We start from the raw sequence: 15,322 nt of genomic DNA, 5'->3' as shown, positions 1-15,322 counted from the left end.
TATTGGTGATGAAAAAAATTGTTTTATTAATGTTTTTATCCTGTGCACCCCTAACTTTTGCTCAGGAAATCACAGTGGAACTTGATAATTTTATCGAGGCCGAGATAACAAAAGGCCTTAAGGTAAATTTTACCCAAGCTGAAGAAAATAGGGCTGTTATAACTGGAAGTAGTCGTGATAAGGTAGATCTTCAGGTTAAAAATGGAGTTTTAAAGATAAGTATAAACATAGATTATTTGTGGAAGGAAGATAACACCATTGTAAACATCTTTTTTAAGCAATTTGTAAAAGTTGAAGCAAAGCAAAATGCAAGCATAGATCTCTGCGGAAAAATTTCGCAACCTATCCTTAATATTAGGGTTCAAGAAGGAGCAGATGTAAAAGCGAACGTAGAGGTGGAAAATTTATATGCCAGTGTTGTAACTGGTGGGAACCTCATTATAATTGGCAGTGCAACAAAACAAGATATAGATGTAAAAGCTGCCGGCGATTTTAAAGGGGAGAACCTTATAGGATCAGATGTTAAGGTAAGTATTGCTGGTGGAGGAACTGCTAGTATTTTTTCTAAATCTTATGTAAATGCTAAGGTGAGGGCAGGTGGAACAATCTATGTTTATGGAAATCCTAAAAAGATAGATGAAAGAACCACTTTTGGCGGAACCATTAAAAAGATAAACTAGAAGGTTATATTTGTGGAAATCAAATAATTGTATGGTGCAAGATATTTTGGCAGCAATACCAATGGGAATATTTTTAGCATTCCTTTTAGGTCCGGTTTTCTTTGTATTACTGGAAACTGCGGCACTTAAAGGGTTTAGAGCAGCAATTGCTTTTGATTTAGGTGTTATTCTTGCAGATGTGGTTTTTCTTTTAATTGCCTATTTAAGCACGTCCAAACTCTTAACCAGTCTAAAAGATGATCCCGGTTTATTTATTTTTGGTGGGATGATCCTTAGTACCTATGGGATAATGTCTTTTATACAAACCAAAAAATCTATTTTGCTAGAGGCTGATACCCCAGAGGTTCGAAAATTAAGCAGAAGGGATTACTTTGGTCTTGCCGCTAAAGGTTTTCTATTGAATTTTATAAATATTGGAGTGCTGGGCTTTTGGCTTGGACTTATAATTGTATTTGGTCCTACCTTGGACATGGAGCCAAACCGTATCACTGTTTTCTTTTCTACAGTACTAGGAACCTATCTTTTCCTTGATATCTTCAAAATCCTGCTAGCCAAAAAACTAAATAGAAAACTTACTCCTGGGCGTATCTTTAAGATGAAAAGAGGAATAAGTTTGCTAATGATGATATTTGGTGGAATTTTAATTACTAGAGGGATATTTCCTAAAAAAATTGAACGCCTTCAAGATCAAATAGAAATCTTGGAGCCCGAAAACGTGGTTTTTTACCTAGATACAAAGAAAGCAACTAAGAGCTAAGTTTAGGTTTTCATTTGAACTGTTATTTTTACTAAATTCCATAAAAAAAGCTTCCTGTTAGGGAAGCTTTTTGAGGCATCGAGCGGATTCGAACCGCTGTACGAGCTTTTGCAGAGCTCTGCCTAGCCACTCGGCCACGATGCCATTAAATTAGGATGGCAAATGTAATAAAAAATATCTGTTCATCCACAAGTTTCTATCTCGATTTAGAACTGGAAACGGTGACCATACCAACATCACCACCAATAGGAGGATTTATCTTTGACACATCTACACGGGCTTTTTCCACTAATTCCAGTTCCTTAAAAATCCTATTAAGAATTCGATCTGCAACGGTTTCCAACAGCTTTGTCCGTATTGCCATTTCTTCCTTAACAATCTTATTTAGATGTACATAGTCTATCGTATCACTCAAAGAATCTGTTTGTGCAGAGTGGGTTAAATTCCCTTTTACCATAAGATCTACGCGGTAATTGCTTCCTATTTTGCCCTCTTCATCAAGGCAACCATGATAGGAGAAAACCTTGATATTCTTTAATGTTATTTTTCCCAAAATATTTTTTTACAAAGGTAAACTTGCAACTTCTATTATTCAGTATTTCCGAATAAAATTCTGCTTTGCTTGAAATTAGGGTAACTGATGGGTTAATTTTGGCAAAAGAGTTCTGTTTATGCAGATATTCATATATTGTTGCACCGTAATCGATGGAGTTGGTAAAAATTTTAAATGAAACTAATTTTAATTTCTTTTTTTCTGTTACTCTTTACTTCCTGCATTCCTGTAAGGATTGCTCCAGAAATAAAGGAGGACAAGGTTATGGTTGCAAAAAAATTTAAAAGAAAACTTCCAAAAAAATATTCCTATATATTCGTGGATCCAAAAGATGCCGATGAATTTTATAACTACATAAACACCAAATACCAGTTAGATCACGATAATGTAGGCTATAATGTGCCGGTTTTAATCAATAAGAAGGAGTATTTTCTATCGTTTCATGAAGTAGAAATCCCTACAAAAACAATCAATTTAGTTCCCCTGTTTATTGATGCTGGGCTAAAATCAAAAGATTATGACCCACTATTTGAAGGTTCCCATATTACCCGTATTGGAAATTGGTATTTGGTTTTGACCATAGCAGATTCAGAATTGAACGATTGTTTAGATCCAAGTGCTACAAATAGAAAGCAAGTTTTAAAATTTCTTAAAGAGACGAGATTGGAATATTTGGCTACTACAAATTATTTCGATGCACTATTTCGAAAATAAACACCAAAACTGTTATCAAAAATGAATGCTGACAGATTTTGGATATACCGTGGTAATTTTTGATAACTTTGCGGGATATTTTGAAATTGAATTATGTCTGAAGTAAAAAAATCACTCAATTTTATTGAGCAAATTATAGAAGAAGATCTAAAAGGGTCTTATACTGAACAAGAACTTAAATTTCGTTTTCCACCCGAACCTAATGGATACCTTCATATTGGTCATGCTTCTTCCATTTGTTTGAATTTTGGTTTGGGAGAACGATACGATGCCCCGGTAAACCTGAGGTTCGACGATACAAATCCTATAAAAGAAGAGCAGGAATATGTGGATGCCATAAAAGAAGATGTGGTGTGGTTAGGTTTTAAATGGGATAAGGAGTGTTATGCTTCAGATTATTTTCAACAATTATACGATTGGGCAGTAGAACTAATTAAGTCTGGGAATGCGTATGTAGATACTCAGTCTTCCGCAGAGATTGCCGAACAAAAAGGAACTACCACAGTTCCCGGTACAGAGAGTCCTTATAGAAACAGGCCTATTTCAGAAAACCTGGAACTTTTCGAGAAGATGAAAAATGGGGAAACCCCGGAAGGAGCCCATGTTCTAAGAGCCAAAATAGATATGGCTTCCTCCAACATGATCATGAGAGATCCTGTGATGTATAGAAGCTTGCATAAGAAGCACCATAGGACCGGGGATGCGTGGAAGATTTACCCAATGTACGATTGGGCGCATGGACAAAGTGATTTTATAGAAAGCGTATCCCACTCTTTTTGTACCCTGGAATTCTTGCCACATCGTGAATTATATAACTGGTTTATAAGTATGATCAGTAGCAATGGAGATTTTATTCCGAGACAGACAGAGTTTGCCAGAAGAAATTTGAGCCATACCATTGTAAGCAAGCGTAAACTGCTACAATTAGTAGAAAACAAGGTGGTGAATTCTTGGGACGACCCTAGAATGCCCACTATTTCTGGTTTTAGAAGAAGAGGCTATACTCCAACTTCAATCAGGAAATTTGCAGATACTATCGGGATTGCCAAAAGAGAGAATATTATAGATGTTTCGCTCTTGGAATTCTGTATTAGAGAAGACCTTAATAAAATTGCTCCTCGTGTAATGGGAGTATTGGATCCTGTAAAACTTATTATTACTAATTATGAAGACGGAGAAGAATGGTTGGAAACCGAGAACAACCCGGAAGATGATGATGCAGGAACTCGAAAAATACCTTTTTCAAAAGAGCTTTATATAGAACGTGAAGATTTTAAAGAAGAGGCAAATAGAAAATTCTTTAGATTAACACTGGGAAAAGAAGTTCGCCTAAAAAGCGCATATATCATAAAAGGGGAAAGTGTAGTAAAGGATGATGACGGAAATATCCTAGAAATTCATTGTACCTACGATCCTAAAAGTAAGAGCGGGAGTGGCACAGAGGAATCTTTACGCAAGGTGAAAGGAACCTTGCATTGGGTTTCTATACCTCACGCAGTTAAAGCCGAAATAAGGCTGTACGATCGCTTATTCACGGTAGCTGCACCAGATGCCGATAAAGAAAAGGATTTTATGGAGTTTATAAATCCAGGTTCCCTTAAAGTTATAACTGGATATGTGGAACCTAGTTTAAAGGAAGCAAGCGTAGCAGATAAATTTCAATTTCAAAGGATAGGATATTTTTGTATAGATAAAGAAAGCACCAAGGAAAATCTTATCTTTAATAGAACGGTTGCCTTAAGGGATTCTTGGGAAAAACTGAGTTAATGAATTATTGCTGTTCGATAAAAAATTCAGTAAGGGTTTTTTTCGAATCATTAAAGTAAAGACACAGAAGGAGACCATTCAAGGAGAACTAACAATTGAAAATCTAGCACTAATTAGCAATGAGGTTTTCGTTATTGGGGATCAAAATAAAACGGAAGCTAGTATCGGAGGAATTTAGGGGGAATTTACTTTAACTCGAACCCTTATTTGAGGAGGAATATGTTTTGCGTTGGTAGAATGCCCTAATGCATTAACTTGGGCCATTACAACTGGGAGTTATCCAGATCCAGAAGTTATAGTCATTCATATCACAATTAATCGTCAACAACAAAAAGAATCATTTATTGAAGAAATTGAAGAGTTTTTAGATGACCAAAGTATTTGCTTGCAACGACACTTCAAATAAAAAAAATTACTAAAGAAGAATTAACGAAAGGCTAACAACGTATTCAAATTTATGGCTTAACTTGTCAATAAGTGAATAATTTAAACAAATAACAGTAAATTGGACTTAGGAAAAACACGAACTCACTTGCCTTGCTGATTCGCACGCAGCTCAATTAATTTGGAGGAAAGAGAATGCTGGTCGGTTTCGCCGCTTCAAGTTGTGCCACAAGCCACAAGTCTTATACAACTCGCTTGTTATGTTCAAGTCTTTGTGCTGGTCTCTTTTCGCGAAACGGTCTTTAAGATTTAACCAAAAACTATTGTTAATAAATTAATTTTATAGAGATTCATTAAGAATACTTTAATAAAGCAACTTTACATATTAACCGGTTATTAACAAGAATATCTTGTGGTTTAACTTAAATTTGTGGGATTAATTATAAAAACCAAAAAATCATGGCAAATACAGGGAATACACTTTTAGCATTGGTAACAGGAGCTGCAATAGGAGCGGCAGTAGGATTGTTATATGCTCCAGATAGTGGAGAACAAACAAGAAAGAAATTGAATAAGGATGCTAAAAAGGCTCAAGATAAATTCAATAAGAAATATAAAGAGACAAGTTCTAATCTTTCCTCTAAAGCTAGACAAGCAAAATTGGATTTCGAATCTCGTTTGGAATCTACGTTATCTTCAGCTAGTTTTAAAGCGGACGATATTTTATCTGCATTGGAATCTAAGTTAGAAGACTTAAGAAAGCAAAACGCCAAATTACAAAAAGACGTTAAAGTAGAGCAAGCTAAGACGACAGCTAACAAAGCAGTAGTATAAGCATATGGCATTTGAAAAACTAACCAACAGCATACACGATCTTAACGAAAATATTCGTGACCTTGCCAAAAGCACTGCCGAATATTATAAATTAGATCTTTATAAAAAGATAATTATGGGAGTGATCTCATTAGTTAATATGATGTTGCTTGGTTTTATATGTTTAATAGCCTTATTTTTTATCTCTATAGCTGTAGCATTAGCTATTGGAACTGCTTTGGAAAAGCCTAGTGCAGGTTTTTACATCGTTGGTGCATTCTATGCGTTGATATTTGTAGTAATCTGGATTTTCGGAAAAAAACCAATCGAAAAGATCATTTTGATCAAATCTTCGAGAACCTTCTTTAACGACTAAATAATTTTTATGAAAGAATATAGTTCATTTGAAGAAATAGACCGGGATTTGAAGATTTTAAAACTTCAAAATCAAATTGATAAAGAGGAAATTCGCCTAAGTATAGAACATACCAAGGAAAGTCTTTCCCCTATATCATTGGTTGGGGGTTTGGTGGGTTCCATACTTCAAAAAGCATTTGTTTTAAAAGCAGTTTCAAAAATATTTGGAGTTAAGAAGGTGGTTACCTCAAGATAATTCCATAAGAAAATAAAAAGGCGGATGTTCCAATGAGCATCCGCCTTTTTTATTTGTAAAAGTTTTTACTCAGTTTCTTCTTCACTATTGGGAGTATTCCGTCTTCTTTTTGGCTTGGGTTTAGCGGCCAGGATTTTGGCGTTCTTTTCCTTCATAGCTTCCCCAATCTGGTTGGAAGCGGTAAATGATGCGATCATATTATTCAACATATCACTACCTGCTTGCGGGGAATTGGGAAGTAATATCAAATTGCTGTTGGTGTGTTCTCCAATGGACTGAAGCGTATCGTAATGCTGTGTTACCACAATTAACGCTGAAGCCTCTTGGGAATTAATCCCTACATTGTTCAATACATCTACACTTTCTTCCAAACCTCTGGCAATCTCCCTACGCTGATCTGCGATCCCTTGCCCTTGTAAACGCTTGCTCTCTGCTTCTGCACGCGCCTTGGCAACGATTTTTATACGTTCGGCCTCCGCAACGTACTCCGCAGCGACTTTCTCTCTTTCAGCGGCGTTAATTCGGTTCATCGCAGATTTTACTTGAGAATCTGGATCTATATCTGTCACCAAAGTTTTAATGATATCGTATCCATAATCGGACATCGCTTGATTTAGCTCTCTTTTAACCGCAATAGCTACATCATCCTTTCTTTCAAATACATCATCTAGTTTCATTTTTGGAACTTCGGCACGAACAACATCAAATACATAAGAAGTGATTTGATCGTGCGGACTTTCTAGTTTATAGAAAGCGTCATACACATTGGTTTTTATAACTTGAAATTGTACAGAGATCTTCAGTTTCACAAAAACATCATCTTTGGTCTTTGTCTCTACCAAGACATCCAATTGTTGCACTTTCAAATTTATTCTGCCTGCAATTTGGTCTATAATTGGAATTTTAAACTGTAAACCGGAATTCCGAATGGTTCTAAATTTTCCGAAACGCTCTAAAACGGCAGATGTTTGTTGTTTTACCGTAAATATCCCTGTAAAGAGAATTATTAAGCCAAAAACGACTAAAATTGGGATTAAAATTGTTGTTATCATAATAGGTTATCTAAATTTTTGAATGCTTAAGATAGTAATATTTAGGCTACATTTACTTTTAAAGTAATTTATCATGCGCTATTTTCACCTGTTTTTCTTCCTTTTAATTTGTTCCCTTTATAATCCACTTTTAGCTCAAAGACGTAATTATGGTGGGGATAGTTATAATAGGTTAGGAGCACAGGCTGGAGTTACCTATGGTGGAATTGATAGTGACAATTTTAATACTACCAAAACAACAGGATTTACAGGTGGTTTAACCACACGAGCGAATGTTTGGAATAATTTTTTGGTGGTGTACGGAGTAAATTTTTATTCCATGAAAACGGGAATCATGGGACATGCACTAAACAGCAATAAATTCGAAAATATTGAATTTAAAACCACCGGAGTGCAATTAAACTTATTTGCTGGGCATAAAATTATAAAAGAATATTTAAGTATAGAAGCTGGTCCGGTTCTTCAAATAAACAGTAAATGGGAAATCGATAGCCAGTTTATCTGCGGGGATTGCAGATGTAAAATTTTGGGTGCAATACCAATATGGCGTAACTAATTTTCTAAATAATTTAAATGATGGAGACCTTAAAAACATAGACCCCCGCGCAGCAGATCTAGAAGGTCACCTAGGAATGGCAGCAGCAGGGGTTGTATATTATTTTTAAAGAAAGCTTATTGATTATTTAAGAGAGACTCTAACCTCTTAATTGTTTCTTCTTTTCCTATAAAAGCTGAAATTTCAAAAACATCTGGTCCTTGTAGAGACCCAACCAAAGCAAGTCTAAAAGGCTGCATTACTTTTCCAAAACCTATTTCATTCGCAGTGATCCAACCTTTAATGTTGTCCTGAACATTATCTTTTGTGAAATCTGAAGTTTCAGACACTAATTGAATCAATTTCTCTATAATTCCGGGAGTATCTTCTTTCCATGACTTTTTTAAAGCTTTTTCATCATAAGAAGTAGGAGCAACAAAGAAATAACTTCCCAACTCCCAGAAATCGGTTACAAATACAGCTCGTTCTTTTAAAAGACTAACTACTGAAGTTGTATATTCTAAATTCGCTGAAACATCCTTGCTTTCCAAGATTTTTATAAATTCTTTAGCCAATATTCCGTCTTCGGTTTTCTGAAGGTAATGAGCTTGAAACCATTTGGTTTTTTCAGGATCGAACTTAGCTCCGGATTTATGAACCCTGGAAATCTCAAAAGCTGTAATTAATTCATCTAATTCGAAGAATTCCTGCTCTGTTCCTGGGTTCCAACCTAAAAAGCTCAACATATTAACCACCGCTCTGGGATCATAATTTTCTTCTCTATATCCAGAAGAAATTTCACCCGATTTCGGATCTTTCCATTCCAAAGGAAATACAGGAAAGCCCATTTTATCTCCATCTCGCTTGCTTAACTTTCCTTTTCCCTGTGGTTTTAAGATTAATGGCAAATGTGCGAATTTTGGAGCCTCCCAATTAAAGGCACGATAAATCAAATAGTGCAATGCCAAAGAAGGTAACCATTCTTCTCCCCGAATTACGTGGGTGATCTCCATTAAATGATCATCTACAATATTTGCTAAGTGGTATGTCGGCAAACCATCGCTCTTAAAAAGCACTTTATCGTCCAGAATGCTGGAATCTACCTGCATATTTCCTCGAATTTCATCAGACAAATGCAATGTTTCAGATTCTGGAGTTTTAAATCGAATTACGTAATTCTCATTGGCATCCAATCGCTTCTGAACCTCTTCAGAAGAAAGTGCCAGGGAATTCTGTAGTTTCAATCTATTATGCCAGTTATAGATAAAGGTTTTTCCTTTTTCTTCGTGATCTTTCCTGTGTGCGTCTAAAGCTTCTGAAGTGTCAAAAGCATAGTAAGCATCACCACTGGAAATCAACTTTTCGGCATATTCTTTATATAAATGTGCTCGCTCACTCTGTCTGTAAGGCCCATATCCACCATCTTTTCCCGGTCCTTCATCAAAAGGAATCCCACACCAGTTTAAAGCTTCAATTATGTATTGCCCTGCACCCTCTACAAATCTATTCTGATCTGTATCTTCAATACGCAACAGGAAATCCCCCCCATGTTTCTTGGCAAACAAATAATTATATAAGGCTGTTCTTACTCCTCCAATATGTAAAGGCCCTGTTGGACTTGGCGCAAAACGAACTCGTACTTTAGCAGACATAAAATTGTAATTTTAGCCGCAAAGATAGTAGATTCTCAACGGAAAACCCACCAATTTAAGCCTGTCCTGGTATTTGATTTTGGAAATAAGAAATGCACAAAACACCACTAGATAAAGTAAAATGAAATTTGTAGTTTTAATAACAGGAAAAGAAGGGGGTTATCATGGGGGAATTTGATGTTATAAAACAAAAACTGAAGGCATTTATTAGGCGATTTTACCTAAATAAATTGTTGAAAGGAAGTATTTTGTTTTTCTCTGTTTGGTTGTTATATGGCATTCTTATTTTGCTAATCGAATATTTTTTCTGGCTCTCTCCTCCTTATAGAAGTTTATTGTTTTGGGTCTTTATCCTCTTTTCTGGGATTCTTCTTTTTAGATTCATCCTATGGCCACTGGCTAAACTCTTTAAGTTATCCAAGGGTTTAGACCTAACAGATGCTTCCATTCTTATTGGAAAACATTTCCCGGAGGTGAATGATAAGCTCCTGAATGTACTCCAGCTTAAAAGCTCATCGGAGCAATCGGATTTGTTGCTTGCAAGCATCTCTCAAAAGTCTAAAGAATTGAGTCCGGTTCCTTTTAAAACCGCCGTAAATTTTAATTCTAGCTTAAAATATTTAAAATATGCTGCCTTCCCGGTTTTAATAATCTTGGCGATCATTTTTACTGGAAATTCTTCCATTTTTTCTGAAAGCTATACTCGGGTTGTGCATTATAATACGGCCTATGAGCCACCTGCACCATTTTCTTTTATAATTAATGCAAATGAACTGGTTGTTGAAGAAGGCAAAGATTTTAATCTGGACGTGCAAACCCTCGGAAATTTAATTCCTGAAACTGTAGCAATTCACTTTAATGAGGAGGAATATTATTTAAGGAATTCCTCACCAAATTTTTTTCAATACTCTTTCGAAGGATTAAAAAAGGATGTTGAATTTTATCTTACGGCAAATAATGTCATTTCCAGGCCTTATAAAATAAGTGTTATTCAGGTCCCTAAATTATTGGATTTTGAGATGAATCTTGATTTCCCTAATTACCTCAAAAAAGCTAATGAGACGATAAAAGGAACTGGAAATACTACGGTACCGGAAGGAACCAAGGTTTCTTGGGTTTTAAAAACGAGGACTACAGATGAGGTATTATTTAAAACAGATGACACCATTGTGAATTTTGATAAAAATGCTTCACAATTTGAATATTCAAATAAGATTTTATCAGCCTTGCAATATTCTATAAATACCTCTAATAGCAATGTAAAGGATTATGAATCTTTAAAATATGGGATAGATGTTATAAAAGATCAGTATCCGCAAATAAATGTTCAGCATAAACAAGATACGGTGGCAACAGATGTCAATTATTTCTTCGGAAAGGTGTCCGATGACCATGCTGTTACTAAGGTGAATATAGTTTATTACCCTGAAGAAGATATCGATGGCCGCAAAAAAGTTGCTATTCCTATTGAAAACCAGAATATTGGTGATTTTTTATATACGTTTCCCGGAAACCTGGAATTAGAGCAGGGAACAAATTATTCTATTTATTTTGAAGTGTTTGATAATGATGGGGTTAGAGGTTCTAAATCAACTAAAACTGAAGTGTTTAACTTCAGAATTAAATCTGAAAAGGAGTTGAGTTCAGAAAAGTTAAAACAACAAGGGGAGTCTATTCAGGGAATTTCTGAAAGCCTTGAAGAGATGCAAGAATCAAATAAGGAATTGGAAGAATTGTCTAGGTTGAAAAAGGAGAAAAATCAGCTTAATTATAACGACAAGAAAAAACTGGAAGAGTTTCTGAAAAGACAAAAGCAACAATCGGAAATGATGAAAAATTATTCTGAAAAGTTGAAAAAGACTTTGGAAGAGAAATCAGGTTCCGAAGAGAATAAGGAATTGGAAGAGGAGCTGAAGGATAGGTTGGAAAGAAATGAAGAGCGTTTACAAGAAAACGAGGAATTATTAAAAGAGCTTCAGGAATATGCCGATAAAATTAGTGAGGAGGACTTAATGGATAAGTTGGAAAAACTTTCAAAGCAAAACACATCTGAGCAAAAGAATCTAGAACAGCTTCTGGAACTCACAAAGCGCTATTACGTTCAGGAAAAAACTCAAAAACTAGCAAGAGATCTTGAAAAATTAGGCGAGGAGCAGGAGAGTTTGTCAAAAGAAGACTCTTTGAATTCTTTGAAAGGACAAGAAAAGGTATCTGAAAAATTCAAGGAATTTAAAGAGGAAATGGATTCTTTGGAGAAAGAGAATGATGTTTTAAAAAAACCTTTTGACATGGACAGGGAACAAAATGAGGAGCAAGAAATTCAAGAGGAGCAAAAGAAGGCAGAAGAGCAATTAGAGCAGGATAATAAAAAAGGCGCGAAATCACCTCAGAAAAAAGCAGGGGAGAAGATGAAGGAAATGAGCATGAAAATGAAATCTGCCCAAGCAGGCGCACAGGGAGATCAGCTTAATGCCAATATCCAAACTATGCGCCAGATTTTGGATAACCTTATGGTATTTTCATTTGAACAGGAAAACTTGATGCTGGATTTTAAGGGAATCAGGATCAATAATCCTGCATATCCTAAAAATTTGAGAAAACAACAGGTTTTAAAAGAACATTTTCAGCATATAGATGATAGTTTATTTGTGCTTGCCATGAACAATCCAATGATTTCAGAAGGGATTACGGGCAAACTAACCGATATTGAATTCGATATAAATAAAGCCCTGGAAAGGTTGGCTCAAAATGAGTTGCCACAGGGAACTGCTAGTCAGCAATACGTCATGACCAATACTAATGAATTGGCAAATATGTTAAGCGAGGTGTTGGGCAATATGCAAGAAATGGCAAATCTCAGTCTCTCCCCAAGCGGGAACGGTGAGGGAATGCAATTGCCAGATATTATTAAAGCTCAGGAGGGCTTAAACAAGGAAATGGAAGATGGAATTAAGGAAGGTGAAGGTAATTCCCAAGAAGAGGGCAAAGAGGAGCCTGGTGAAGGAGATAAAAATGCACAAGGGGAAAGAGAAGGCAAGCTAGGGGAGGAAGGAAGCGCAAAGCTATATGAAGTCTTTAAAGAGCAACAGCAATTAAGGCAGCAATTGGAAGATAAATTAAGGGAAGCAGGTCTCGACAAAAACAATACCAATGTGTTGAATGAAATGGAGCGTATAGAACGGGAACTTTTGGAAAAGGGTTTTAATAAGGAAACGCTAAGAAAAATGAATCAAATTCAGCATAGATTGCTTCAGTTGGAAGAAGCTGTTAGAGAACAAGAAAAAGAGGATCGGAGAACTTCAAAAACAAATCAGCAAAACTTTAAAAACACTGCTCAGGATCAAAATCTTAGAGCCAAAGAATATTTTAATTCTACTGAAATTTTAAATAGACAAAGCTTACCTTTGCGGCAAATTTATAAGACTAAAGTAAAGCGGTATTTTGAATCTGTCGAAAATTAATTTTTATTCTGAAAACGAATTCATCCTCCAAGATGAAGCACAATATGTTTCATGGATAGAGAATGTAATAGCTTCTGAAGGAAAGTCTCTGGAAGAGATCAGTTACATTTTTTGCGATGACGAATATCTCTTGAAGATCAACATGGAGTATTTAGATCACGAAACGTATACAGATATTATCACTTTTGATTGTTCTATAGGCAAGATTTTACAAGGCGATATTTATATAAGTACCGAGCGCGTTCGTGAAAATTCCGAAAGCTTTAATGTAAAGTTTGAGGACGAATTACGACGAGTATTAGTTCACGGGGTGTTGCACCTTTGTGGCTACAAGGATAAAACTGAAGAGGAAGCGGCTCGTATGAGAAGCAAAGAAGAGGAAAAAATGAAATTGTTCCACGTGGAACAATCTTAAAAAGTAGAAGTTTATGTTTAGTGAAATATATGATGTAATTGTTGTTGGTGCAGGTCACGCTGGAAGTGAGGCCGCTGCTGCCGCTGCTAATATGGGTTCTAAAACCCTATTGGTAACCATGAACTTACAGAATATTGCTCAAATGAGTTGCAACCCAGCTATGGGTGGTATTGCAAAAGGACAGATAGTTCGCGAGATTGATGCCTTGGGCGGTTATAGCGGATTGGTTAGTGATACGAGTGCAATCCAATTTAAGATGCTGAACAAATCCAAGGGGCCAGCAATGTGGAGCCCCAGGGTGCAAAGTGATAGAATGATGTTCGCAGAGCATTGGAGATTGCGTTTGGAACGAACCCAAAATCTGGATTTTTATCAAGAAATGGTTGCCGGTTTAATTACAGAAAGTGGTGCAGTTGTGGGGATTAAAACTTCGCTTGGATTAAAAATAAAAGGAAAATCTGTTGTGCTTACCAATGGTACTTTTTTAAATGGATTGATCCATATTGGAGACAAGAACTTTGGCGGAGGTAGATCTGGAGAAAGAGCTTCTACGGGAATTACGGAAGAACTTATTCAATTAGGTTTTGAGTCTGGTAGGATGAAAACGGGAACCCCTCCAAGAGTAGATGGAAGATCGCTGGATTATTCTAAAATGGTGGAACAACCAGGTGATGAAAAGCCCTCTAAATTTTCTTATTTGGATGAAACAAGTCCGCTTAAAAAACAACGCTCTTGTTATATGACTTATACTTCTCCGGAAGTTCATGAATTGCTAAAAGAAGGTTTTGATAGATCCCCGATGTTCAACGGGAGAATACAAAGTATCGGCCCAAGATATTGCCCATCTATAGAAGATAAGATCAATAGGTTTGCAGACAAAGACAGGCATCAGTTATTCGTGGAGCCTGAAGGTTGGAATACGGTGGAAATGTATGTAAATGGTTTTTCCACTTCCTTGCCGGAGGATGTCCAATTTAAAGCTTTAAGTTCTGTAGCTGGTTTCGAAAAAGTGAAATTTTTCAGACCGGGTTATGCAATAGAATACGATTATTTTCCACCTACACAATTAAAGCACACTTTGGAAACGAAGTTGGTGGACGGCTTGTATTTTGCAGGCCAGATTAACGGAACCACCGGATACGAAGAGGCAGCTTCCCAAGGATTAATGGCGGGAATAAATGCGGCATTGAAAGTTCAGGAAAAAGAATCGTTTATTTTAAGAAGGGACGAGGCTTATATTGGAGTGTTGGTTGATGATCTTATAACGAAAGGGACAGAAGAGCCTTATAGAATGTTTACTTCCCGAGCAGAATATCGCACTTTATTAAGACAAGATAATGCTGATTTTAGGCTTACCCAAAAATCTTTTGATCTAGGTTTAGCTTCAGAAAAGCGTCTTCGTAAGATGGAGGAGAAGAAGGAAAAGTCTCTAAGTTTTGTAGATTATTTACATGAAACCAGTGTTACGCCAGAATTTTCTAATCCTGTTTTAGAGGCTAAGGATTCAGCTCCCATGAAACAAAGCGATAAGATATTTAAGATCTTTTCTAGGCCAAATATTACCATGGAAGATGTGATGGAATTTCCTGGAGTAAATGAATTTATCACAGAAAATGAATTGAATGAGGAAATGCTGGAGCAAACCGAAATTCAGGTGAAATATGCTGGTTATATAAATAAGGAAAAGAACAATGCAGATAAATTGCATCGGTTAGAAGATATTAAAATCCCACAAAACTTCGATTATACCAACATAAAATCCATGTCTTTTGAAGCGAGGGAGAAATTAAATAAAGTACAACCAGTTACTGTTTCTCAGGCTTCAAGAATAAGCGGAGTGAGTCCAAGTGATATTTCCGTGCTTCTTGTATATATGGGGAGATAAATTGTTTCACGTGGAACAATGTGATTTTTCAGCTATATTTA

General features: G+C 36.1%; 14 protein-coding genes and 1 tRNA gene. 11 read left to right on the top strand and 4 right to left on the bottom strand.

Features of this window, described 5'->3' with window-relative positions; genetic code table 11:
* Positions 1 to 8: 8 nt before the first annotated feature.
* Complete coding sequence (locus tag JM83_RS06230) at positions 9 to 680, top strand: head GIN domain-containing protein (protein WP_144960393.1); 672 nt, start codon at positions 9 to 11, stop codon at positions 678 to 680.
* Between the two features lie 31 nt (positions 681 to 711).
* Positions 712 to 1,437, top strand: a complete 726-nt coding sequence (locus JM83_RS06225; protein WP_144960391.1) for a LysE family translocator — start codon at positions 712 to 714, stop codon at positions 1,435 to 1,437.
* Positions 1,438 to 1,510: 73 nt separating this feature from the next.
* Here JM83_RS06225 and JM83_RS06220 read toward each other — a convergent pair.
* Together JM83_RS06220 and folB are read right to left on the bottom strand one after the other, a co-directional pair.
* Positions 1,511 to 1,581: transfer RNA gene (locus tag JM83_RS06220), tRNA-Cys, on the bottom strand.
* A gap of 52 nt (positions 1,582 to 1,633) precedes the next feature.
* Entirely contained in the window at positions 1,634 to 1,990 is a 357-nt protein-coding gene (folB, locus tag JM83_RS06215) for a dihydroneopterin aldolase (protein ID WP_144960389.1), read from the bottom strand.
* A gap of 174 nt (positions 1,991 to 2,164) precedes the next feature.
* Here folB and JM83_RS06210 point away from each other — a divergent pair, with 174 nt between their 5' ends.
* From JM83_RS06210 to JM83_RS06185, 5 genes are all read left to right on the top strand, one after another.
* Entirely contained in the window at positions 2,165 to 2,704 is a 540-nt protein-coding gene (locus JM83_RS06210; protein ID WP_144960387.1) for a hypothetical protein, read from the top strand.
* Positions 2,705 to 2,797: 93 nt separating this feature from the next.
* Positions 2,798 to 4,471, top strand: coding sequence for a glutamine--tRNA ligase/YqeY domain fusion protein (locus JM83_RS06205; protein WP_144960386.1), 1,674 nt, complete (start codon positions 2,798 to 2,800; stop codon positions 4,469 to 4,471).
* A gap of 843 nt (positions 4,472 to 5,314) precedes the next feature.
* Positions 5,315 to 5,689: a YtxH domain-containing protein gene (locus tag JM83_RS06195; protein ID WP_144960384.1), complete on the top strand. Its 375-nt coding sequence runs from the start codon at positions 5,315 to 5,317 to the stop codon at positions 5,687 to 5,689.
* A 4-nt stretch (positions 5,690 to 5,693) separates the two neighbouring features.
* Positions 5,694 to 6,044, top strand: coding sequence for a phage holin family protein (locus tag JM83_RS06190; protein WP_144960382.1), 351 nt, complete (start codon positions 5,694 to 5,696; stop codon positions 6,042 to 6,044).
* 9 nt (positions 6,045 to 6,053) lie between these two features.
* Complete coding sequence (locus JM83_RS06185) at positions 6,054 to 6,281, top strand: DUF6327 family protein (RefSeq protein WP_144960380.1); 228 nt, start codon at positions 6,054 to 6,056, stop codon at positions 6,279 to 6,281.
* Between the two features lie 65 nt (positions 6,282 to 6,346).
* Here JM83_RS06185 and JM83_RS06180 read toward each other — a convergent pair whose 3' ends face one another.
* Positions 6,347 to 7,333, bottom strand: coding sequence for an SPFH domain-containing protein (locus tag JM83_RS06180; RefSeq protein ID WP_144960378.1), 987 nt, complete (start codon positions 7,331 to 7,333; stop codon positions 6,347 to 6,349).
* A 73-nt stretch (positions 7,334 to 7,406) separates the two neighbouring features.
* Here JM83_RS06180 and JM83_RS06175 point away from each other — a divergent pair, with 73 nt between their 5' ends.
* The gene (locus JM83_RS06175) at positions 7,407 to 7,889 is read left to right on the top strand and encodes a hypothetical protein (RefSeq protein WP_144960376.1); all 483 of its coding nucleotides are present in this window, start codon (positions 7,407 to 7,409) and stop codon (positions 7,887 to 7,889) included.
* A gap of 116 nt (positions 7,890 to 8,005) precedes the next feature.
* Here the strand turns inward: JM83_RS06175 and gltX are convergent, their stop codons facing one another.
* A complete protein-coding gene (gene gltX, locus JM83_RS06170) occupies positions 8,006 to 9,520 on the bottom strand; it encodes a glutamate--tRNA ligase (protein WP_144960374.1) in 1,515 nt (504 codons plus the stop codon).
* Between the two features lie 164 nt (positions 9,521 to 9,684).
* Here gltX and JM83_RS06165 point away from each other — a divergent pair, with 164 nt between their 5' ends.
* The 3 genes from JM83_RS06165 to mnmG are packed head-to-tail and all read left to right on the top strand — an operon-like array spanning position 9,685 to position 15,281.
* Positions 9,685 to 12,981 (top strand): DUF4175 family protein, encoded by a 3,297-nt coding sequence (locus tag JM83_RS06165; protein WP_144960372.1) that lies wholly within the window; start codon positions 9,685 to 9,687, stop codon positions 12,979 to 12,981.
* On the top strand, positions 12,962 to 13,396 hold the full coding sequence (ybeY, locus tag JM83_RS06160; protein ID WP_144960370.1) for an rRNA maturation RNase YbeY: 435 nt from the start codon (positions 12,962 to 12,964) through the stop codon (positions 13,394 to 13,396). The genes JM83_RS06165 and ybeY overlap by 20 nt, the downstream gene beginning before the upstream one ends.
* A gap of 13 nt (positions 13,397 to 13,409) precedes the next feature.
* Positions 13,410 to 15,281 (top strand): tRNA uridine-5-carboxymethylaminomethyl(34) synthesis enzyme MnmG, encoded by a 1,872-nt coding sequence (gene mnmG / locus JM83_RS06155; protein ID WP_144960368.1) that lies wholly within the window; start codon positions 13,410 to 13,412, stop codon positions 15,279 to 15,281.
* The last annotated feature ends 41 nt before the right edge of the window (positions 15,282 to 15,322 follow it).

The sequence above is a fragment of the Gillisia sp. Hel_I_86 genome, from assembly GCF_007827275.1.
In the GTDB taxonomy this organism is placed as follows: domain Bacteria; phylum Bacteroidota; class Bacteroidia; order Flavobacteriales; family Flavobacteriaceae; genus Gillisia.
Note: the sequence above shows the minus strand (reverse complement) of the source record. Positions and strands in the feature narration are given on the sequence as shown.